At 68.2% G+C, this 21,270-nt stretch carries 14 protein-coding genes; 2 read left to right on the top strand and 12 right to left on the bottom strand.

Going from position 1 to position 21,270, the window contains the following annotated elements:
* Positions 1-53: 53 nt before the first annotated feature.
* From DMA15_RS28835 to ngcE, 12 genes are all read right to left on the bottom strand, one after another.
* The gene (locus tag DMA15_RS28835) at positions 54-1,556 is read right to left on the bottom strand and encodes an amino acid permease (RefSeq protein WP_125515649.1); all 1,503 of its coding nucleotides are present in this window, start codon (positions 1,554-1,556) and stop codon (positions 54-56) included.
* A gap of 158 nt (positions 1,557-1,714) precedes the next feature.
* Positions 1,715-3,646 carry a 1-deoxy-D-xylulose-5-phosphate synthase gene (dxs, locus tag DMA15_RS28830; RefSeq protein ID WP_125515648.1) on the bottom strand — a complete coding sequence of 644 codons (1,932 nt, stop codon included), beginning with the start codon at positions 3,644-3,646 and terminating at the stop codon, positions 1,715-1,717.
* A 256-nt stretch (positions 3,647-3,902) separates the two neighbouring features.
* Positions 3,903-5,207 (bottom strand): sugar ABC transporter permease, encoded by a 1,305-nt coding sequence (locus DMA15_RS28825; protein WP_125515647.1) that lies wholly within the window; start codon positions 5,205-5,207, stop codon positions 3,903-3,905.
* Complete coding sequence (locus DMA15_RS28820; RefSeq protein ID WP_125515646.1) at positions 5,204-6,004, bottom strand: ATP-binding cassette domain-containing protein; 801 nt, start codon at positions 6,002-6,004, stop codon at positions 5,204-5,206. Before DMA15_RS28820 ends, DMA15_RS28825 begins: the two co-directional genes overlap by 4 nt.
* A gap of 136 nt (positions 6,005-6,140) precedes the next feature.
* Positions 6,141-7,229: a substrate-binding domain-containing protein gene (locus DMA15_RS28815; RefSeq protein WP_240660285.1), complete on the bottom strand. Its 1,089-nt coding sequence runs from the start codon at positions 7,227-7,229 to the stop codon at positions 6,141-6,143.
* A gap of 131 nt (positions 7,230-7,360) precedes the next feature.
* Positions 7,361-8,560: an ROK family transcriptional regulator gene (locus tag DMA15_RS28810; RefSeq protein WP_125515645.1), complete on the bottom strand. Its 1,200-nt coding sequence runs from the start codon at positions 8,558-8,560 to the stop codon at positions 7,361-7,363.
* Between the two features lie 195 nt (positions 8,561-8,755).
* Positions 8,756-9,643 (bottom strand): carbohydrate ABC transporter permease, encoded by an 888-nt coding sequence (locus tag DMA15_RS28805; RefSeq protein WP_125515644.1) that lies wholly within the window; start codon positions 9,641-9,643, stop codon positions 8,756-8,758.
* The gene (locus DMA15_RS28800; protein ID WP_206302864.1) at positions 9,643-10,590 is read right to left on the bottom strand and encodes a sugar ABC transporter permease; all 948 of its coding nucleotides are present in this window, start codon (positions 10,588-10,590) and stop codon (positions 9,643-9,645) included. Before DMA15_RS28800 ends, DMA15_RS28805 begins: the two co-directional genes overlap by 1 nt.
* 70 nt (positions 10,591-10,660) lie before the next feature.
* Positions 10,661-11,923, bottom strand: coding sequence for an extracellular solute-binding protein (locus tag DMA15_RS28795; RefSeq protein ID WP_240659982.1), 1,263 nt, complete (start codon positions 11,921-11,923; stop codon positions 10,661-10,663).
* A gap of 148 nt (positions 11,924-12,071) precedes the next feature.
* A complete protein-coding gene (locus tag DMA15_RS28790) occupies positions 12,072-12,965 on the bottom strand; it encodes a carbohydrate ABC transporter permease (protein ID WP_125515643.1) in 894 nt (297 codons plus the stop codon).
* Between the two features lie 22 nt (positions 12,966-12,987).
* Positions 12,988-13,917, bottom strand: a complete 930-nt coding sequence (locus DMA15_RS28785; protein WP_240660283.1) for a sugar ABC transporter permease — start codon at positions 13,915-13,917, stop codon at positions 12,988-12,990.
* A gap of 125 nt (positions 13,918-14,042) precedes the next feature.
* Positions 14,043-15,476 (bottom strand): N-acetylglucosamine/diacetylchitobiose ABC transporter substrate-binding protein, encoded by a 1,434-nt coding sequence (ngcE, locus tag DMA15_RS28780; RefSeq protein ID WP_125515642.1) that lies wholly within the window; start codon positions 15,474-15,476, stop codon positions 14,043-14,045.
* A gap of 400 nt (positions 15,477-15,876) precedes the next feature.
* On the opposite strand from ngcE, the gene DMA15_RS28775 reads away from it, so the two are divergent.
* Positions 15,877-19,776, top strand: a complete 3,900-nt coding sequence (locus DMA15_RS28775; protein ID WP_125515641.1) for a GH92 family glycosyl hydrolase — start codon at positions 15,877-15,879, stop codon at positions 19,774-19,776.
* A gap of 222 nt (positions 19,777-19,998) precedes the next feature.
* Positions 19,999-21,177, top strand: a complete 1,179-nt coding sequence (locus DMA15_RS28770; protein ID WP_125515640.1) for a serine hydrolase domain-containing protein — start codon at positions 19,999-20,001, stop codon at positions 21,175-21,177.
* Positions 21,178-21,270 lie beyond the last annotated feature (93 nt).

Below are 21,270 nucleotides of genomic sequence, written 5' to 3'. Positions count from 1 at the left end.
AATGGATCGGGACATACGGGGCCGGGGAGGAATGCCTGCCGAACGGCGGGTGACTACCGTGCGTCGTCGGCGGAGAGCTGCTTGCCGCGTCGGCCCAACTGGCTGTGCGAGCGCCCGTACGCGAAGTAGACGACGAAGCCGAGCGCCATCCAGATGCCGAACCGCATCCACGTCTCGGCGGGCAGGTTCAGCATCAGCCACACCGAGGCCGCCACCGAGAGGATCGGCACCAGGGGCACCAGCGGGGTGCGGAAGGCGCGGTGCAGGTCGGGGCGGGTGCGGCGCAGGATGAGGACGCTCAGGGCGACGACGACGAAGGCGAAGAGCGTGCCGATGTTCACCAGTTCGGCGAGTTCGTTGAGGCTGGTGAAGCCCGCGAGGATGGCGATGAGCACGCCGAGCAGGATGGTCGGGCGGTGCGGCGTCTTGTACTTCGGGTGGACGTGGGAGAAGAAGCGGGGCAGCAGTCCGTCCCTGCTCATCGCGAAGAAGACGCGGGTCTGGCCGAGCAGCAGGATCATGCAGACGGTGGTGAGGCCGACGGCGGCGCCGAAGCTGATGATGCCCGCGTAGAAGGGGTGCCCGGTGGCCTTGAAGGCGTCGGCCAGTGGCGCGTCCACGGAGAGTTCGCTGTAGTGCTGCATGCCGGTGACGACGATCGACACGGCGACGTACAGGACCGTGCAGATGAGCAGGGAGCCGAGGATGCCGCGCGGCATGTCGCGCTGCGGCAGCTTGGTCTCCTCGGCGGCGGTGGCCACGATGTCGAAGCCGATGAAGGCGAAGAAGACGACCGAGGCGGCCGTGAAGATGCCGAGCACGCCGAAGTTGGTGGGCGCGTACCCGAACATCAGCTGGATCAGCGGCGACTGGATGCTGTCGCCCGGCGGCACGTCCTGCGCCTTGGGGATGAACGGCTTGTAGTTGTCGGCCTTGATGAAGAAGGCGCCCGCGATGATGACGATCAGGACGACGGCCACCTTGATGGCCACGACGACCGTGGTCACCCGCGCGGAGAGCTTCATGCCGAGGACGAGGATGACCGTGAGGACGAGCACCAGGGCGAAGGCGAGGATGTCGAAGCCGAAGCCCTCGGCGGCGTCGGGCCCGGTGAGCGTCTCCGGCAGATGCCAGCCCGCGTTGTCCATCAGCGACCGCACATAGCCGGACCAGCCGACGGCGACCACGGCGGTGCCGAGCGCGAATTCGAGCACGAGGTCCCAGCCGATGATCCAGGCGGGCAGCTCGCCCAGTGAGGCGTAGGAGAAGGTGTACGCGGATCCGGCGACCGGCACGGTCGAGGCGAACTCCGCGTAGCAGAGGGCCGCGAGCGCGCAGACGACGCCCGCGACGACGAAGGCGAGCGCGGTGGCGGGCCCCGCGGTCTCCTTGGCCACCTTCCCCGTCAGGACGAAGATGCCGGTGCCGATGATGACACCGACGCCGAAGACCGTGAGGTCGAGGGCGGAGAGCGACTTCTTGAGCGCGTGCTCCGGCTCCTCGGTGTCCTGGATGGACTGCTCGACGCTCTTTGTTCGGAACAGGGTGCTTGTCACGGGTGAACCTCCACGCTTGCCTCCACGCTTGTCGTCCCCGACATGATCGAGAGGCCGCGCATCCCGCACCGCCCGGCACGGCCCTATTCACGCGAATGGGCCGGTCCCACCACCCGTACAGGGTGCCGGAACCGGCCCATCGGCCGTGTCGGTTGACGTCAGTCGCGGGCGGGCTCCACGGACTCCACGGCCGCGGCCGTGTCGCGCTCGAACCTGCCGTCCAGCTTGGCGACCAGACCGGTGACCTGGCGAGCGATGTCCGGCGCGGTCAGTCCGATCTCGGCCATGATCTCCTTGCGGGACGCGTGGTCCAGGAAGCGCGGCGGGATGCCGAAGTCACGCAGCGGCACATCCACGCCCGCGTCGCGCAGGGCCTGGGCGATCGCCGAACCGACGCCGCCCGCGCGGGAGTTGTCCTCCACGGTGACGACGACGCGGTGCTTCTCGGCGAGCGGCGCCATCGCCTCGTCGACCGGCTTGACCCAGCGGGGGTCGACGACGGTCGTGGTGATGCCCTGGTTGTTCAGCAGGTCCGCGATCTCCAGGCACATCGGGGCGAGCGCACCCACGGAGACGAGCAGGACGTCCGGGCGGCCGGTGTTCGCCCGGCGCAGCACGTCCATGGCGCCGACCGTGCCGACGGCCTTGACGGCCGGGCCGACCGCGCCCTTGGAGTAGCGCACGACGGTCGGGGCGTCGTCGACCTCGACGGCCTCGCGCAGCTGGAGGCGGACCTGGTCGGCGTCGCGCGGGGCGGCGATCCGCAGGGTCGGCACGCACTGGAGGATCGACATGTCCCACATGCCGTTGTGCGAGGCGCCGTCCGTGCCGGTGACGCCCGCCCGGTCCAGGACGAAGGTGACGCCGCACTTGTGCAGGGCCACGTCCATCAGGAGCTGGTCGAAGGCGCGGTTGAGGAAGGTCGCGTACACGGCGAAGACGGGGTGCAGGCCGCCGGTGGCGAGGCCGGCCGCGGAGACGGCGGCGTGCTGCTCGGCGATGCCGACGTCGTAGACCCGGTCGGGGAAGGCCTTGGCGAACTTGGCCAGGCCGACGGGCTGGAGCATGGCGGCCGTGATGGCGACGATGTCCTCGCGCTCGTGGCCGAGCTTGACCATCTCCTCGCCGAACACGGACGTCCAGTCCATGCCGCCCGCCGCGATGGGCAGCCCGGTGTCGGGGTGGATCGGGCCGATGCCGTGGAAGTGGTCGGCCTCGTCCTCCTCGGCGGGCTTGTAGCCGCGGCCCTTCTCGGTGATGCAGTGCACGATGACCGGGCCGCCGAAGCGCTTGGCGCGCTGGAGCGCGGACTCCAGGGCCTCGATGTCGTGGCCGTCGATCGGGCCGACGTACTTCAGGCCGAGGTCCTCGAACATGCCCTGCGGGGCGATGAAGTCCTTCAGGCCCTTCTTGGCGCCGTGCAGCGTCTCGTAGAGCGGCCTGCCGACGACCGGCGTGCGCTCCAGGATGTCCTTCCCACGGGCCAGGAACCGCTCGTAGCCGTCGGTCGTGCGCAGGGTCGCCAGGTGGTTGGCGAGCCCGCCGATCGTGGGAGCGTACGAACGCTCGTTGTCATTGACGACGATCACCAGCGGGCGGTCCTTGGCGGCCGCGATGTTGTTCAGCGCCTCCCAGGCCATGCCGCCGGTGAGCGCGCCGTCACCGATGACGGCGACGACGTGGTCGTCCTTGGCGCGCACCTCATTGGCCTTGGCGAGGCCGTCGGCCCAGCCGAGGACCGTGGAGGCGTGGCTGTTCTCGATCACGTCGTGGTCGGACTCGGCGCGCGAGGGGTAGCCGGACAGGCCGCCCTTGCCGCGCAGGTTGCCGAAGTCCTGGCGGCCGGTGAGCAGCTTGTGCACATAGCTCTGGTGGCCGGTGTCGAAGAGGACCTTGTCCTTGGGCGACTCGAAGACGCGGTGCAGGGCGATGGTCAGCTCGACCACGCCGAGGTTGGGGCCGAGGTGGCCGCCGGTCTTGGAGACTGCCTCCACGAGGAAGCCGCGGATCTCTCCGGCCAGCTGGTTCAGCTCCTCGGGACTGAGCCGGTCAAGATCGCGCGGTCCCGTGATGCGGTTCAGCAGCGGCACCCGTGCCTCCTTGCAGTAGAGCTGAGATGTGCTGTTCGAGCGTTGCCGGGTCTGTCGAGTCTAATGTTCCGCCACCACGCCCCGCGCCCGGGGAGCCGCTCCCGGCGCACACAAAGACCCCCCGCGCCCCTAAGAGGGACGCGGGGGAAACCCCCTAAGGGGCCCGTCAGGGCCCCGTCAGGGGCGCGGGGAACTGCGCGATCAGCCACGACGAACCCGCGGCCGAAAACGCACCCCCCACCCGCCCAGGGGACCGCTACGCGCGCCCCGCGGACTTCTGCGTACGCCGCGAAACAGAGTCAATGACCACGGCAGCAAGGAGAACCGCCCCCGTGATCATGTACTGGATCTCACTGGCCATACCGAGCAGATTCAGCCCCTGCTGAATGGACTGGATCACCAGCATGCCGAGCAGCGCGGACCACACCTTGCCGCGCCCGCCGAAGAGGCTCGTCCCGCCGATGACGGCCGCCGCGATCACCATCATCAGCGTGTTGCCGCCGCCCAGGCTCTTCGTGGCACCGCCGGACAGGCTCGCGATGAACAGGCCGCCGAAGGCCGCCAGCATCCCGGAGACCGCGAAGACGATGATCCGGACCCGGTCGACGTTGATACCGGCCCGGCGCGCCGCCTCGGCGTTGCCGCCGACCGCGAAGACCTGGCGGCCGAAGGTGGTGCGCCGCGCCACGAAGTCCGCGATCACCAGCACGGCGAGGAAGAGCACCAGGGCCAGCGGCAGGCCGCGGGCTCCGGCCGGCTCGTTCAGGACGTACGCGGCACCGCCCGCGAGGACGGCGACGACGACCGTGCGCAGCACGATCTCGCTGACCGGGCGCGAGGGCAGCCCCGCGGCCTTGCGGCGCTTGCTGTCGAGCAGCAGGGAGGCGGCGTAGGCGAGGATCGCGACGGCGGCGAGACCGTAGGCCGCGCCCTTCTCCGCGAAGAAGTGCCCGGTCAGGTCCTCGACGACGCTGCCCTCGGGCGTGTTGATGCTGCCCTCGCCGCCCATCAGCCAGATCTGCAGACCGCTCCAGCCGAGGAAGCCCGCCAGGGTGACCACGAAGGCGGGCACGCCGATCTTGGCGAAGAAGAATCCGTGGACGGCGCCGATGACCAGGCCGGCCAGGACGGCCATGACGACGGCGAGCCAGTCGTTCAGGTCGTGGGTGACGCTCAGCACGGCCCAGACCGCCGCGCCCATACCGGCGACCGAGCCGACCGAGAGGTCGATCTCGCCGAGCAGCAGGACGAAGACGATGCCGACGGCCATGATGCCGAGGCCGGAGGTGAAGACCGCGATGTTCGCGAGGCTGCTCGCGTCCAGGAAGTGGTCGTTCTTCAGCTGGAAGACGACCGCGATGACGATCAGGCCGATGACGACGGGCAGCGAGCCCAGCTCACCGCCGCGCATCTTGCGCTTGAACTCGCTCCAGTAGCCGGCCAGGCCCTCCTCGCGCACGAGCAGGCGCGGGTCGACCGCGGGGACCGGGGCCGCCGGGGGCGGGGTGTCGCCCGGGGCGCCGGAGTTCTTGCTTGTCGGGGTCTTGGCGAGGTCGCTCACTTCGCGTCCTCCTTCGGTGCCGTGGCCGTACGCGCCTTGCGGCGGGTCACGGCGTTGTCCGTGGCGCCGGTGATCGCGGCGATGACCTCTTCGTTGGTGGTGTCGGCGACGGAGAACGTGCCGTTGTTGCGGCCGAGCCGCAGCACCGCGACCTTGTCCGCGACGGCGCGCACATCGGCCATGTTGTGGCTGATGAGGATCACGCCGTGGCCGCGCTCGCGCAGCCGCTCCACCAGGTCGAGGACCTGCGCGGTCTGCTCGACGCCGAGGGCCGCGGTGGGCTCGTCGAGGATGACGACCTTGGGGTCGCCGACCAGCGCGCGGGCGATGGCGACGACCTGGCGCTGACCGCCGGAGAGCGCCGCGACGGGGATGCGGACGCTGGGGATGCGGATGGAGAGGGTGTCGAGCAGCTCCCTGGCCCGCTTCTCCATCTTGATCTCGTCCAGGACGGAGGCGCTCTTCAGCTCGCTGCCGAGGAAGAGGTTGGCGACGACGTCGAGGTTGTCGCAGAGGGCGAGGTCCTGGTAGACGGTGGCCACGCCGAGGTTCTGGGCGTCGTGCGGCCGGCCGATGCGGACCGGGCGGCCCTCCCACTCGATGGTGCCGTCGTCGATCGGGTGAACGCCCGAGATCGTCTTGACGAGGGTGGACTTGCCGGCGCCGTTGTCGCCGACCAGGGCGACCACCTCACCGGTGTGGATTTCGAGGTCTACGTCCGTGAGCGCCTGGACGGCGCCGAACCGCTTGGAGACCCCGCGCAACGCCAGCACGGGCGTAGCGGACACGTGAATCATCTCCTTCGCCGCCCGGGGGCGGGGAATGGTGGTGCAGCAAGAGCAGTGCCCTCAACAGGGCACGGGCCCCAGGGAGCGCTCTCTCGAGCGCCCCCCGGAGTTCACTTCGTGCGAACGGCTTTACCGCGAGCGGGAGTTACTTGATGCCCACCGCGTCGCACGCCTTCTTGTACTGGGCGGTGCAGATCTCGCTGACCTTGTAGACCTTGTCCTTGACGATCGTGTCGGCGACCTCGTTCTTGGTGATCGCCTGCGCGTCGTAGAGCTTGGCCGGGATGCCCTTGAAGTCGCCGCTGAGCGAGTCGACCTTGCGGTCGGTGAGGGCGTCGATGGCCTTGCCCTTGAGCAGGGCCACGGCGATCTCGGCGGTGGTCTCGGCCTCCGGCTTGATCTCCTTGTAGATCGTGTAGTCCTGGTCGCCGCTCAACAGGCGCTGCACGCCCGCGAGTTCGGCGTCCTGGCCACCGACCGGGACCTTGATGCCGCGCTGCTTCAGCGCGGTGATCACGCCGCCCGCCATGCCGTCGTTGGCGGCGTAGACGCCCTGGATGCCGTCCTTGCCGAGCTTGTCGATCGCGGAGGACATCTTCTTGTTCGCCTCGTCGGGCGACCAGTCCGGGATGTCCTGCTCGTACGCGATCTTCTTGACCTTCTTGTCGAGCACCGAGTGGGCGCCCTTCTTGAAGAAGGGGGCGTTCGGGTCGGTCGGCGAGCCGTTGATCATGACGACGTTGGCGTCCTTGGCCTCGGCGCCGAGCGCCTTGACCATGGCCCCGCCCTGGAGGCGGCCGATCTTCTCGTTGTCGTACGAGACGTAGGCGGCGAGGGGGCCCTCGGCGAGGCGGTCGTACGCGACGACCTTCACGCCCTGCTTGTCGGCCCGCTCGACCCAGGACTTCGTCGACTTGTAGTCGACGGCGTCCAGAATGATCACCTTGACGCCCTGGGTGATGAGGGCGTCGAACTGCTTCTTCTGGTTCTCGATGTCCTGAGCGGCGTTGTTGTACTTGATCTCGCAGTCCGAGCAGAGTTCCTTGATCTTCGCCTCCATAATGGGGCGGTCGAAGGTCTCGTACCGGGTCGTCTTGTTCTCGGGGAGCAGCAGACCGATGGTCTTGCTGTCGCCGCCGCTGCTCTTGTCTTCGCCGTCTCCGGCCTTGCCGCACGCGGTCATGGCCAGTGCCATCGAAACCGCGGCCGTGCCTATGACGACGCGACGCGTCATTGCGTTCATGGTGGGGTGCCTCCCTGACGAGGCCGCGTCGTTGCGGCCGAGGTGGCTCGAAGTCAACTCGGCCGCCACACCAGCGTCAAGGAGTAAATCCTTAACGAGATGACAACGGTGCCATGCGTTATCTAAGTGAAGACAGGAGCCCCGGCGGGGAGCGATCCGTCCAAAAGGGTTGAATCACCCATTTCGCTGAGGGCGAGGGCCAGCGCGCCGAGCACCTCGGCGCGGCCGCCAAGGGCCCCGGGAAGCACGGTCAGTTGACGCGCCGCGCTCGGGATCGCGTACCGCCCGACGGACTCCCTGATCGGGCCGAGCACCAGCTCACCGGCTTCCGCGAGGTCTCCGCCGAGGACGACCCGGGAGGGGTTGAGGAGGTTGCAGAGATTGGCCACGCCGCTGCCGATGTGCCGCCCGACGTCGGCGATCACGCGCCGGCACCCCGGGTCGCCGTCCCGGGCGAGCCCCACCACGCGCTCCATGGTCAGATCCGTGCCGTGGCTGGACTGGAGCAGCGGCAGGACATAGCGGGCGGCGGTGAAGGTCTCCAGGCAGCCGCGGTTGCCGCACCGGCAGACCGGCCCGGACTCGTCCAGGGTGATGTGCCCGATCTCCCCCGCCGTACCGCCGGGCCCCCGGTAGATCCGCCCGCTGATCACGAGCCCCGCGCCGACACCGCTGGCGACCTTGATGTACGCCAGGTCCTTGACCCCGCGGCCGCTGCCCCAGACCAGCTCGCCGAGCGCGCCGAGGTTGGCGTCGTTGTCCACGTGCACCGGCACGCCGAGGCGGGCGCCCAGCTCCTCGGCGGGCTTGGTGCCGGTCCAGCCCGGCAGGATCGAGGTCGAGCCGAGCGTCCCGGACTCCACGTCGATGGGCCCGGGCACGCCGAGCCCCACGCCCGCGATCTTCGTGGGGTCCACTCCGGTGGCCGCGATCAACCTGCTGACCAGCTGCTCGGCCCGGTCGAAGCCCTGCGCGGCGGACGCGTCGACGTCCAGCGGCTCGGCCTCCTCGGCGAGCACCTGGTGGGCGAGGTTGCCGACGGCGACGCGCAGGTGGGTGTGGCCGAAGTCGACGCCGATGACGATGCCGGCGTCACCGCTGAGCGAGACGCTGCGGGCCCGCCTGCCCCCCGCCGAGGTGGGCGTGACCTCGACCGTCCCGCCGTCCTTCAGCTCCCGCACGATATTGGAGACCGTCGCCGCCGACAGGCCCGTCGTCCGCGCGATCTCCGCCTGCGTGAGCGATCCGGCAAGGCGTACGGCTCGTACGACCCGCTCCAGATTGGCCCGGTGCAGAGAGGACTGCGACCCCGGAGTCTCCATTGACTCTTCCACCTTTGCCGTATGACGTACGGCACCAGGGCCGCCCGTACAAGTTGTGAACTCCAAGCTCCGATGAAGGGGTTGGCGCAGTCAAGTCCTTGACGGAAAAACAGTCGATCGAACGCGGAAAGGGCCGGGGCCCGGCGGGAGGCATTCCGCTCCCCGCCGGGCCCCGGCCCGCCCTGGCGCCGAAGGCTACTTCACCGACCCCGCCGTGAGCCCCGACACCACATGCCGCTCGATGAAGGCGAACAGCACGATGACCGGCACGATCGCGACCACGGACGCGGCGAAGAGGTAGTTCCACTGGACCGTGTAGTTGCCGATGAAATTGCTGATGCCGACCGTCAGCGGCTGCTTGTCCGGTTCCGTGGTGAGGGTCAGACCCATCACGAACTCGTTCCAGGAGGTGATGAAGGTGAAGATCACGGCCGTCACCACGCCGGGGAGTGCGAGCGGCAGCGTCACCTTGATCATCGCGCCGAAGCGGCTGGTGCCGTCCACCATGGCGGCCTCCTCCAGCTCGGGCGGGATCGAGCTGATGTAGGCCGTCAGGATCCACACCGCGAAGGCGAGGTTGAACGCCGCGTTGGTGAGGATCAGCGTCCAGACAGAGTTCAACATGTCCAGCTGGTGGAATTCGCGGTAGAGGCCGACCAGCAGGGCCGTGGGCTGGAACATCTGGGTGACCAGGACCAGGAGCAGGAAGAGCTTGCGGCCGCGGTAGCGCATGCGGGCCGTGTAGTAGGCGGCGGGCAGCGAGACGAGGAGGACCAGGAGCGTGGCGCCGCCCGCCACGACCAGGGTGACCTGGAGGTTCTGGCCCAGCTCGGACTCCTTCCATACGTCGATGAAGTTCGCCCACTCCAGGTTCTGGGGCAGATAGGTGCGGTCCCGCAGCTCCTCCTTGGGGCGCAGCGCGGTGACGATCATCTCCAGGTACGGCGCGAGGAAGACCGCCGCGAGCAGCCAGGCGCAGGCCGTGATGACCAGGGTGCGGGGCCGGAAGGCGCGCTTGGGTGTGCGGCCCTTGGGTGTGCGGCCCTTCTTCGGCGCGGGGCGGGTCGCCGTCGTGGTGGCCATCAGTCCTCCTCGTTCCACCGGCTGACCTTCAGGAAGATCAGCACGAGCACCACGACCATCAGGAAGTTGACGACCGACATCGCCGCGGACTCGCCGATGTCGGTCTCCTTCAGCTTGTACATGAACACCATCGACGTGGAGGTGTCGTAGCCGGGACCGCCCTGGGTCATGGCCCAGATGATCGGGAAGGAGTTGAAGACGTTGATCAGGTTGATGACCACGCCGACGAGGAACGCGGGCCGCAGCATCGGCAGCGTGATGTGGCGGTATGTCTGCCAGGGCCCGGCCCCGTCGATCCGCGAGGCCTCGTAGACGTCCTGCGGGATGGTCTGGAGGCCGGCCAGGAGCGTGTACGTGGTGAAGGGCAGGGAGACGAAGACGGCCACGGCCATCATCCAGGGCCAGGCGGTCTCCGGCTTGCCGAGCCAGTCCTTGGAGCTGTCGATGAGGCCGAGGTCCAGCATCAGGGTGTTGAGGACGCCCGCGGTCTGGTTGAGCATCCACTTGAAGCCGATGGCGGTCATCAGGACGGAGGCCGCCCAGGGGGCGATGAGCGCCCAGCGGGTGATGCGGCGGCCCGGGAACTTCTGGTTGAAGAGCTGGGCGAGGGCGAGCGAGAGCAGCATGGTCGCGGTGACGACGACGACCGTCCAGATGACGGTCCACGTCAGGACGGCCCCGAAGTCGCTCTCCTCGAAGAGCTTCTCGAACTTGTCGGTCCCGGCGCTGCCGCGCACCTTGCCTGCGATGGAGATGTTGAGGAACGAGGTGCGGATCAGCTCGATGACGGGCCAGACGACCACGGCGAGGATCAGCAGGATGACGGGCGCTATCCAGGGCAGCGGGCCGAGCCGGGCGATGCCGCTGCGGCGGCTCACCGGCCCGGCCGCGCGCCCGCCCCGTCCCCGGCCTGAGGAGGCCGGGGACGGAGGGGCCTTCAGTGACACAAGGACTCCTTGCGAACCGGGTGAACGGGGAGTACTGGGGGAACTGGGCGGAAGTGGCAGGGCCGAGGGGCTACTTGGTGTCGGCCGCCGCCGACTCCGCCTTCTTCTGGAGGTCGCCGAGCACCTGCTTCGGGTCGTCGACGACGGCCTTGCCGCCGGTCTTCTTGATCTCGGCGGAGACCAGGTCCCACGAGGTGTCGCCCAGCGGGTAGAACTTGGCCTTGGGCAGCACCTCGAAGAACGGCTCCAGGTCCTTGTGCTCGCCGTTGGACTGCATCGTCTTCAGGGCGTCCTGGGTGACCGGCATGAGGTTGTACATCTCGTCGAAGGCCAGCATCTTCTTGGAGTACGTGAAGTCCAGGAACTTCTTCACGCCCTCCTTCTCCGCGCCGCCGTCCTTGAACGCCATCATCCAGTCGGCCACGCCGAGGGTGCTCTCCAGCGGGCCCTCCTTGCCGGGGATGGGCGCGACGCCGTAGTCGACGTCGCCCCCCTTGGCCATCTGGATGAGGCTCGGGTGGCCGTTGAGCATGCCGACCTTGCCGCCCGCGAAGTCCGCGAAGGCCGTCTTGCGGTCGGTGGAGGCGGGGTTGGCGTAGGTGAGGCCGGGCTTGACCAGGTTGGTCTTGAGCCACTCGAAGGTCTCGACGTTCTGGGCGCTGTCGAGGGTGTACTTGCCGTCCGCGTCGGTGTAGCCGCCGCCGTTGCCCAGCTCCCACATCATCGTCTCGCCCTGGGTCTCCTCGGGGCCGAGCGGCAGGGCGTAGGGGGTCTCGGCGGCCTTCTTGTCCTTGATCTTCTTCGCGGCGGCGGCGAGTTCGTCCCAGGTCTTCGGCGGGGACTTCACGCCGGCCTTCTTGAAGACGTCCTTGTTGTAGAACATCACGCGGCTGGAGGAGACCCACGGGATGCCGTACTGCGTTCCGTCGACCTCGCCGGCCTCCGCGAAGGTGGGGATGAGGTTCTCGCGGGTCTTCGCGGACATCACCTCGTCCGCCTTGTAGAGCAGGTCGTCGGCGACCTTGTCGGCGTAGCCGCCGGTCTGGAGCAGGTCGGGTTCGTCGCCCGCCTGGATCATGTTCTTGACGGACTTGTCGATCTCGTTCCAGTTGATGACCTGGACGTCGACCTTGTAGCCCTTGTGGGCCTTCTCGAATTCCTTCTTGACCTGGTTCCAGTACACCTTGGAGGCGTTGGAGGCCTTGTCGCCGTAGTCGGCGGCGACGAGCTTGATCGTCTTGCTGTCGCCACTGTCGCTGTCCCCACCGCAGGCGGTAAGTCCCAGCGCCATGCAGAGCGTTGCCGCCCCGGTGGCGACCATTCGGTTCCTCATGCTGTTCAACCCTTCGACATCGGTGTCGACTTGAGCGCGTTCAGTCGCCCCCCGCGGCGCCGTGGCGCCGACACTACTCACGCGCCGTTTTGCCTCGACAGGCCTAGACCACTTTCGTGGCCAAGCTGAAATCACCTGCCTCACCAGGTCACTTGAGCGCCCCGGCGGTGAGACCGGCCTGTACCTGTCGCTGGAAGACCGCGTAGACGACGAGGACCGGCAGCATGGCGATCGTCAGCCCCGCGAAGAGCGCCCCCCAGTCGCCGCGGTACCCCTGGGAGACGGCGAGCGAGGCGAGCCCCTGGGGCAGTACGTAGCTCTTCTCGTCCTCGTTGTTGAGCAGCAGCGGGAGCAGGTACTGGTTCCACTGGCCGAGGAAGTTGAAGATGCCGATGCTGACCAGGCCGGGCTTGGCCATCGGCAGCATGATCTGGAAGAACGTACGCGTGTGCGAGGCACCGTCGACCATCGCCGCCTCCTGCACGCCGGTCGGCAGCGTGCGGAAGAAGGAGGTCAGGAAGAAGGTGGTGAAGGGCAGCGAGTAGGCGATGTACGCGATCATCAGGCCGGCCCGCGTGTCGAGGAGTCCGAAGTTCTCCATGACGGCGAAGAGCGGGACGAGCGCGAGGATGACGGGGAACATCATGCCGCCCGCGAAGAGCATGAAGACCAGGCGGTTGCCGGGGAAGGTGAAGCGGGCGATGACGTAGGCCGCCATGGAGCCGAGCAGCATGGTGCCGGTGAGCGAACCGGCCAGGATGATCAGCGAGTTGACCGTGTACTGGCCGATGTTCGCCTTGTTCCACGCGTTGGTGAAGTTCTCCCAGTGGAAGGAGGCGGGCCAGCCCATCGGATCGCTGAGGATCTCGGCCGAGGGGCGGAACGCGGTGAGCGCGACCCAGATCAGGGGCCCGGCGGCGAGCACGACCCACAGGACGAGGAAGGCGTGCGAGAAGACGTTGAGGGTGGTGCCCGACCCCTTCTCGTGGGGCGCGTCGGCGGCGGTGCCGGGGCGGGGCGCGGTGGTGGCGGTCGTGGTCATGAGTCAGTGGCTCCCGCGGTCTTCAGTATTCGATCCGGTCGCGGTTCCCGGCCCGCATGACGATCAGGGAGAACACCATGCTCAGGACGAGAAGGACGACGCCGATGGAGGTGGCATAGCCGTACTGGCCGTCACGGAACCGTTCGTAGAGGAAGACCGGGGTGACCTTCAGGACGTGCGAGGGCACCATCACGAGGCAGATCGCGAAGGTGTCGAGCGCCTGGATGCCCATGTAGATCCAGCCGGTGCGCACGGTGTCCCAGATCAGCGGGAGCGTGACGCTGAAGAACGTACGGGCGCGGCCCGCGCCGTCCAGCAGCGCGGCCTCGTGGATGTCCTTGGGGATCGCGCCCATCGCGGCGGAGAACAGGACGACGTAGAAGCCGACGAAGCTCCAGCTGATCACGGTGAGCAGCGAGAGGACCCCGAGGGCGTGGTCGCCGCCGAGCCACGCCGGGCCGTCGACGCCGACCTTCTCCAGACCGCCGTTGATCAGGCCGCTGTTGGTGTTGAGGACGCGGCCCCACACCACGGCGATGATGGCGACGGACAGGACCTGCGGGAAGAAGTAGACGACCTTGTAGAACGACGATCCGACGACGCCCGCGATCGCCTGACCCCTGCGGTGCCGGCCGCCCGCGGTGATCATGTAGGCGAAGAACATGCCGAGTACGAGGGTCAGGAGCGGGGCGATGACGAGCAGGAGGGCGCTGACCTCCAGCGAGTCCCAGAACCGCTCGTCGTCCCACATCTTGCGGTAGTTGTCGAAGCCGATGAAGTTCGCCACCGGGCCGCCGGACCAGTCGGTGAACGAGTAGTAGATCGCCTGGAGGAAGGGCGAGACGACGAACAGGGCGTAGAACGCGAGCGGCACGGCCAGGAAGCCCACGATGAAGCGGTACTTGTCGAGCGTGCGGTAGCGCCGGTCGTAGCGGACCCGCCGCGGGGTCAGGCCGGGCGGCAGCAGGAACGCCAGACACAGCAGGAGCCCGTTGGCCGGCTTGGGCGGAGCTTCGGGCTCCGCCCGCTTCTTCGAAGGCGGGGGCTTGGCCACCCGGGTGTCGGTCCTCACGCCCTTCAGGCCTTCTTGACCTTGGTGACGTCGGGGTCCTTCAGGATCCGCTCGCTGGCCTTCTGCATGGTGTCCATCGCCTGCTTGGGGCCGATCTGGCCCTGCATGAACTTGTGGATCATGTTGTTGAAGTCCTCGCGGAACAGTTCGTTGTACCAGTCCATGAACTGCGGGATGACGACGTTCTCACCGGCCGCCTTGATGGCCGCCTGCGCGCTCGCCGCGCCCGAGGGCAGCTCCAGGCCGTCGATGGCGCCCTTGACGACGGGCATCGACCCGATCTCCTCGAAGAGATTGCGGGCCGCCTCCTTGCTGTACATCATCCGCAGCCACTCCAGGCCGCCCTGGCGGTTCTTGGCCTTGGCGGGGACGATGAAGGGCTCACCGGCCGGGGCGTAGAGCGTGCCGAACGGCATCTTGTCGCCCGAGTCCAGCGACGGGGTCGCCCCCACGGTCATCCGGAAGTCCTTGGGCGTGGTGTCCTTCGCCTCGTTCTCGACCCAGGAGCCGTTGGGCACGAAGAGGCACTTACCCTCCTTCGTCCAGGCGGTCTGCATCTCGGTGTGGGCCTCTTGACCGTCGAAGCCGGTCAGCACGTACTTCTTGGCGACCAGCTCCTCCCAGGCCTCGAAGACGTCCTTGACCGCGTCGTGCTTCCAGGCGTTCGGCTCCAGGTAGTCCATCGCCTCGATGACCTCGCGGCCGCCGCGCTGGGCGAACATCGCGTACATGCTGAAGAACATGTAGCGGGGGTGGCCGCCCGGGTAGCTCCAGCCGTGGATGCCCTTGGCCTTGGCCTTCTTGCAGACGGCGAGCATCTCGTCCCAGGTCTTCGGGTACGAGGAGTCCAGGCCGTCCTCCAGGAGCTTCTTGGAGTGCCAGTTGCCGTACACCGTCAGGGCGATGTTGAGCTGGTAGCACTCCCTGCCGCCGAAGCGGCCCATCTGCTCCACGACCGGCACCAGCGTCTCGCGCACGGTGACGTCGGGGTCGTCCCACGAGGGGGCGTCGAGCACCTCGCTGAGGTCGGCGACCTGCTTGTTGTGCACCAGCTTGCCGGGGTTCATCTGGTCGGCGCCGGAGTTGTTGACGACGTCCGCCGTGGGCTTGCCACGGACGATCTTCGGCTGCACCTGGGTGGCGATCTTCTCGGTCGCCTTCTGGTTCGCGTCGGCCTTCGGGTACTTGTCGGCGTACATGTCAGTGACGAACTGGGCGTACTTGTCGCCGTATCCGCCGTTGAAGATGTAGACCGCGAGGGCCGCGTCCTCCTTCACCCCGAGGGGGTTCTTCTTGCTCTTCTCGCCCTTCTCGGCCTTGTTCTCCTCGCCGCCCCCGCTGGCGCAGGAGCTGAGCGCCCCCACGGCGGGCACCGCGAGCAGCCCGGCGGCGGCCGCCCTCTTCATGACATCACGACGGTTGACGCTGGTGGATCCCATGCTCAAGTCCTCGCCTTCTCATAGGACTCAGGCGGTGAACCGGACCCTCCCCGGCACCGCGGTGGTGTGAAGCTGGGGTCGTGCGGTGGTGCCGAACGGCTGGTGAATGCCCGACAGGTATAGTCCATTTCTGGTCGGGTCGGCAAGATCGAATACCGGTTTCCTCCGGAGGTTTTCCGAGTTGAGACCTGCGGAGATCCCTGGTCAAAACCTCTCGCACCACGCCTTGTGAACGCGTGGACTTTCGCGGCGTTTCTTTTGGACTTTCCATGATCTCGGCTCCGGGGAGACCCCGTTCGCCCCGCGCAACAGCCTTGACACCACTCCTCACTTGACTCCCTACTAGACCTTGCGCAGCGATCGTGACAACGTTGTCCAACTCGCAAGGAGGGGCTCGGGGATGCCGCATACGGCACGTAGACCTCGTTACAGACACCACCGTCCGGGTGCGCCCGGAGGACTCCGTTCGGCCGCGGCCATCGGCACGCTGGCGCTGGCGCTCGTCGTGGCGGCACAGGGGGCCGCCGTCGCCGAGCCGGAGCAAGCGCCGCGCGCCGCGCGGGGGTTCGACTCCTCGTTCGAGGAAGGGGACGCTCGGCCGGACTGGGTGAGCACCGTCGAGACCGGCCCGGACGGCAAGAAGAAGGCCTCCGGGGTGAACGGCGCCTTCAGCTCCGGACTGCCCGGCAGCGTGATGGACCACGTCACCGAGGTGCGGGCGAGCGGGGAGAACGCCGGTTCGGGGGAGGTCGCCGAGAACCTCGTCGACGGCGAGGCCACGAGCAAATGGCTGACGTTCGCCAAGGACGGCTGGGCCGAGTTCGACCTGGATGAGCCCGCCAAGATAGTGACGTACGCGCTGACCTCGGCGAACGACCACGCCGAGCGCGACCCCAAGGAGTGGACGCTCAAGGGTTCCACGGACGGCAAGGAGTGGAAGGTCCTCGACGAGCGCGAGGGCGAGGCGTTCGACGGCCGGCACAAGACGAAGAAGTACGACGTGGCCGCCCCCGCCGCGTACGCCCACTACCGCCTCGACATCACCGCGAACAACGGCGCCGCCGACATACTGCAGCTCGCCGACGTCCAGCTGTCGGTCGGCGGCACCGAGGCCCCCGCCCCCGAGGACATGCTGAGCCTGGTGGACCGCGGCCCCAGCGGCTCCCCCACCGCCAAGTCGCGCGCCGGGTTCACGGGAAAGCACGCGCTGCGCTACGCCGGCACCCACACGGCGGACGGCCGCGGCTACTCGTACAACAAGGTCTTCGACGTCGACGTCCCGGTGCGGGCGGACACCGAGCTGGGTTACCGCGTCTTCCCCTCGATGGCCGAGGGCGACCTCGACTACGCGGCCACGAACGTCGCCGTGGACCTGGCGTTCACCGACGGCACCTATCTGAGTGACCTCCGCGCCACCGACCAGCACGGTTTCCCGCTGAGCCCGCGCGGTCAGGGCGCCGCCAAGGTGCTCTACGTCAACCAGTGGAACAACGTGGCCTCCCGTATCGGGCAGGTCGCCCGCGGCAAGACCGTCGACCGGATACTCCTGGCGTACGACGCGCCGAAGGGCCCGGCGAAGTTCCGCGGCTGGCTCGACGACGTGTCGCTGGAGGAGAAGGCGCCGCCGAAGCCCAAGGCGCACCCCTCCGACTACGCCGACACCACCCGCGGCACCCACTCCAGCAGCGGTTTCTCGCGCGGGAACACCTTCCCGGCGACGGCCGTCCCGCACGGCTTCAACTTCTGGACGCCGGTGACGAACGCGGGCTCCCTGAGCTGGCTGTACGACTACGCGCGCGGCAACAACGACGACAACCTGCCGACGATCCAGGCGTTCAGCGCGAGCCACGAGCCCAGCCCGTGGATGGGTGACCGGCAGACGTTCCAGATGATGCCGTCCGTCGACAAGGACACGCCGAGCGCCTCGCGGACCAAGCGGGCGCTGCCCTTCCGGCACGAGAAGGAGACGGCGCGCCCGCACTACTACGGCGTGACGTTCGAGAACGGCCTCAAGGCCGAGATGGCGCCGACCGACCACGCCGCGATGATGAGGTTCACCTATCCCGGTGACGACGCGAGCGTCATCTTCGACAACGTCTCGGAGAAGGGCGGCCTCACCCTCGACAAGGAGAAGGGGATCGTCTCCGGCTTCTCGGACGTCAAGTCCGGTCTGTCGACGGGTGCCACGCGCCTGTTCGTCTACGGGACCTTCGACGCGCCCGTGACCGCGGGCGGCAAGCTGGAGGGCGGCGGGGGCGGTGACGTCACCGGTTACCTCCGCTTCAAGCCGGGCGAGGACCGCACGGTCCAGCTGCGGCTCGCCACCTCCCTCATCAGCGTGGACCAGGCCAAGGCCAACCTCGCCCAGGAGATCCCGGCGGGCACCTCCTTCGACCGCGTGAAGAGCCGCGCCCAGAAGCAGTGGGACGCCCTCCTCGGCAAGGTGGAGGTCGAGGGCGCGAGCGAGGGTCAGCGCACGACGCTGTACTCCTCGCTGTACCGGCTGTACCTGTACCCCAACTCGGGTTTCGAGAAAGTGCGTTCGGAGCGCGGCAAGGCGACGTACAAGTACGCCTCGCCCTTCTCGCCGCAGACCGGCCCCGACACCCCGACCCACACCGGCGCGAAGATCGTCGAGGGCAAGCCGTATGTGAACAACGGCTTCTGGGACACCTATCGCACGACGTGGCCCGCGTACTCCCTGCTCACTCCCAAGAAGGCGGGCGAGCTGGTCGACGGGTTCGTGCAGCAGTACAAGGACGGCGGCTGGACCTCGCGCTGGTCGTCGCCGGGCTACGCGGACCTGATGACGGGCACGTCCTCCGATGTGGCGTTCGCGGACGCGTACGTGAAGGGCGTCAAGTTCGACGCGAAGGCCGCGTACGAGGCCGCGCTGAAGAACGCGACGGTGGTACCGCCCAGTTCGGGCGTCGGCCGCAAGGGCATGAAGTCCTCGCCGTTCCTCGGCTACACGAGCAGCGAGACGCACGAGGGCCTGTCGTGGGCGCTGGAGGGTTACCTCAACGACTACGGCATCTCCCGGATGGGCGCGGCCCTCTACAAGAAGACGGGCGAGAAGCGCTACAAGGAGGAGTCCGCGTACTTCCTCAACCGCGCCCGCGACTATGTGCACCTCTTCGACGACAAGGCGGCGGGAGCGGGCACGCCGCCCGGCTTCTTCCAGGGCAAGGACGCCAAGGGCAAGTGGCGTGTCCCGTCGGACAAGTTCGACCCGCGCGTGTGGGGTCACGACTACACCGAGACGAACGCCTGGGGGTACGCCTTCACGGCTCCCCAGGACTCGCGCGGCCTGGCGAACCTGTACGGCGGCCGCAAGGGCCTCGGCGAGAAGCTCGACACGTACTTCGCGACTCCGGAGACCGGTTCCGCCGAGTTCGCGGGCTCCTACGGAGGCGTCATCCACGAGATGACGGAGGCGCGTGACGTGCGGATGGGCATGTACGGGCATTCCAACCAGGTCGCGCACCACGCCGCGTACATGTATGACGCGGCCGGGCAGCCATGGAAGACCCAGGAGAAGGTCCGAGAGGTCCTTTCGCGCCTCTACACCGGCAGCGAGATCGGCCAGGGCTACCACGGCGACGAGGACAACGGTGAGCAGTCGGGCTGGTACCTCTTCTCCTCGCTCGGGTTCTATCCGCTGGTGATGGGCAGCGGCGAATACGCGGTCGGCTCACCGCAGTTCAAGAAGATGACCGTGCACCTGGACAACGGACGCGACCTGGTCGTCAAGGCGCCGAAGAACAGCGCCGAGAACATCTACGTCCAGGGCCTGAAGGTCAACGGCAAGGCGTGGAAGTCGACGGCGCTGCCGCACCGGCTGATCGCGCGCGGCGGGGTCCTGGAGTTCGACATGGGCCCGAAGCCGTCCTCGTGGGGCGCGGGCAAGAACGCGCAGCCGACATCGGTGACGCAGGGCGACGAGGTGCCTTCGCCGAGGAAGGACGCGCTCAAGGGCGAGGGTCCGCTCTTTGACAACACCTCGGCGACCGAGGCGACTTCGGACTCGGCCGTGGAGCTGCCGGTCGCCGGGAGGACGAAGGCGGTGCAGTACACGCTGACGTCGTCCACCGACAAGGCGAAGGCGCCGCGCGGCTGGGTCCTGCGGGGCTCCGCCGACGGCCGGAAGTGGAAGGACCTGGACAGGCGCTCCGGTGAGTCCTTCGCCTGGGGCCAGCAGACGCGGGTCTTCACGGTGGCCCACCCCGGGGCGTACCGCCACTACCGGCTGGTTCCGGTCGGCTCCGCGACGTTGGCGGAGGTGGAACTGCTGTCCTGAGCGGGGCAGTTGACGGCTCATGCCCCACCCCTTCGCCGCACGCCGGGCGAAGGGGTGGGGCTTTTCCGTGTCCGCCGTATCCACCGTGTCCGCCCTTCCGGGGGTTCTCCATACCCCCTGCCAGGGGGGCTCCTCCATGGCCGTGCACCGCCCTCCCATGACTCAATGATCTTGGGACGAGCGCACTGACCACACACTCTCCAGCCATGTGAGGCGACCACCATGAAGCACCTGCGAAACACCCTGGGATCGGTGACGGCGATCGTCGTCGCGGCGACGATCGCCATGCCGGCGTCCGCCGCCTGGGCCCACTCCGACGGCTCCGGCAGGTCCGGCTACGGGCGGGCCGATCTCCAGCGGGGGCTGGACGAGATGGTCCGCGCGGACGGCGTGGTGGGCGCGCAGGCCACGCTGGTGAAGGGCGAGCACCGCACCTCCGTGCGGAGCGGCACCGCCGAACTGGGCACCGGCCGGGCGATGCCCGACCAGGGCTACTTCCGGATGGGCAGCAACACCAAGACCTTCGTCTCCACCGTCGTGCTGCAACTGGTCGGCGAGGGCCGCATACGCCTCGACGACACCGTCGACGACTGGCTGCCCGGCGTGGTCGAGGGCAACGGCCACGACGGCAGCCGGATCACCGTACGGCAGCTGCTCCAGCACACCAGCGGCCTGCCCGACTACGCCGCGAAGCTGCCCGTCCTCGACGAGAACGAATTCCAGGAGCGCCGCTTCGACCACTACGCGCCCCGCGACCTCATCCGTCTGGCCCTGCGGGACAAGCCCCTCTTCGAGCCCGGCGAGGGCTGGAGCTACTCCAACACCGGTTACATACTCGCGGGGTTGATCATCCAGAAGGCGACGGGCCACCACTGGAGCGACGAGGTCCGCACCCGGATCATCGAACCCCTCGGCCTCAAGGACACCTACTCCCCGGGCAGGCGCACCGGCCTCCCCCAGCCGCACGCCAAGGCCTACCAGCAGTTCAAGCCGGAGGGCCCGCTGGTCGAGAGCACCGAGCTGAGCATGACCTGGGGCGGCGCGGCGGGCGACCTCATCACCACCCGGAACGACCTCACCCGCTTCTGGCAGAAGCTCCTCGGCGGCAAGCTGCTCGCACCGAAGCAGATGGCGCAGATGCTCAAGACGGTGCCCGCCCCCGAGGAGGGCGAGACGTCGGTCAAGCAGGAGATGGGGCTCGGCATCTTCAAGACGCGGCTGAGCTGCGGCGGAAGCTACTGGGGCCACGGCGGGACCACGCTCGGCCACCTGAACGGCAACGGCTTCGTCGACAAGGGCAAGAAGGGTGTCCTCGTGATGCGTTCCACGAACGTGGCCGCGGAGGACCGCGACGACCGCACCGACCGGCTCATCGACGACGCCTTGTGCAAGACGAAGTAGGGGTGGGGGGAGCTTGATGTCCGGAGCCTGTTGTCCGGAACTGCCCCACCGGCGCCGGACAACAGGCGACCGGTAGAAGCGAGACGTCGACCA

The sequence above is a fragment of the Streptomyces sp. WAC 01529 genome (genome assembly GCF_003945545.1).
GTDB lineage: Bacteria > Actinomycetota > Actinomycetes > Streptomycetales > Streptomycetaceae > Streptomyces > Streptomyces anatolicus.
This window is presented reverse-complemented; position numbering and strand designations above follow the sequence as displayed.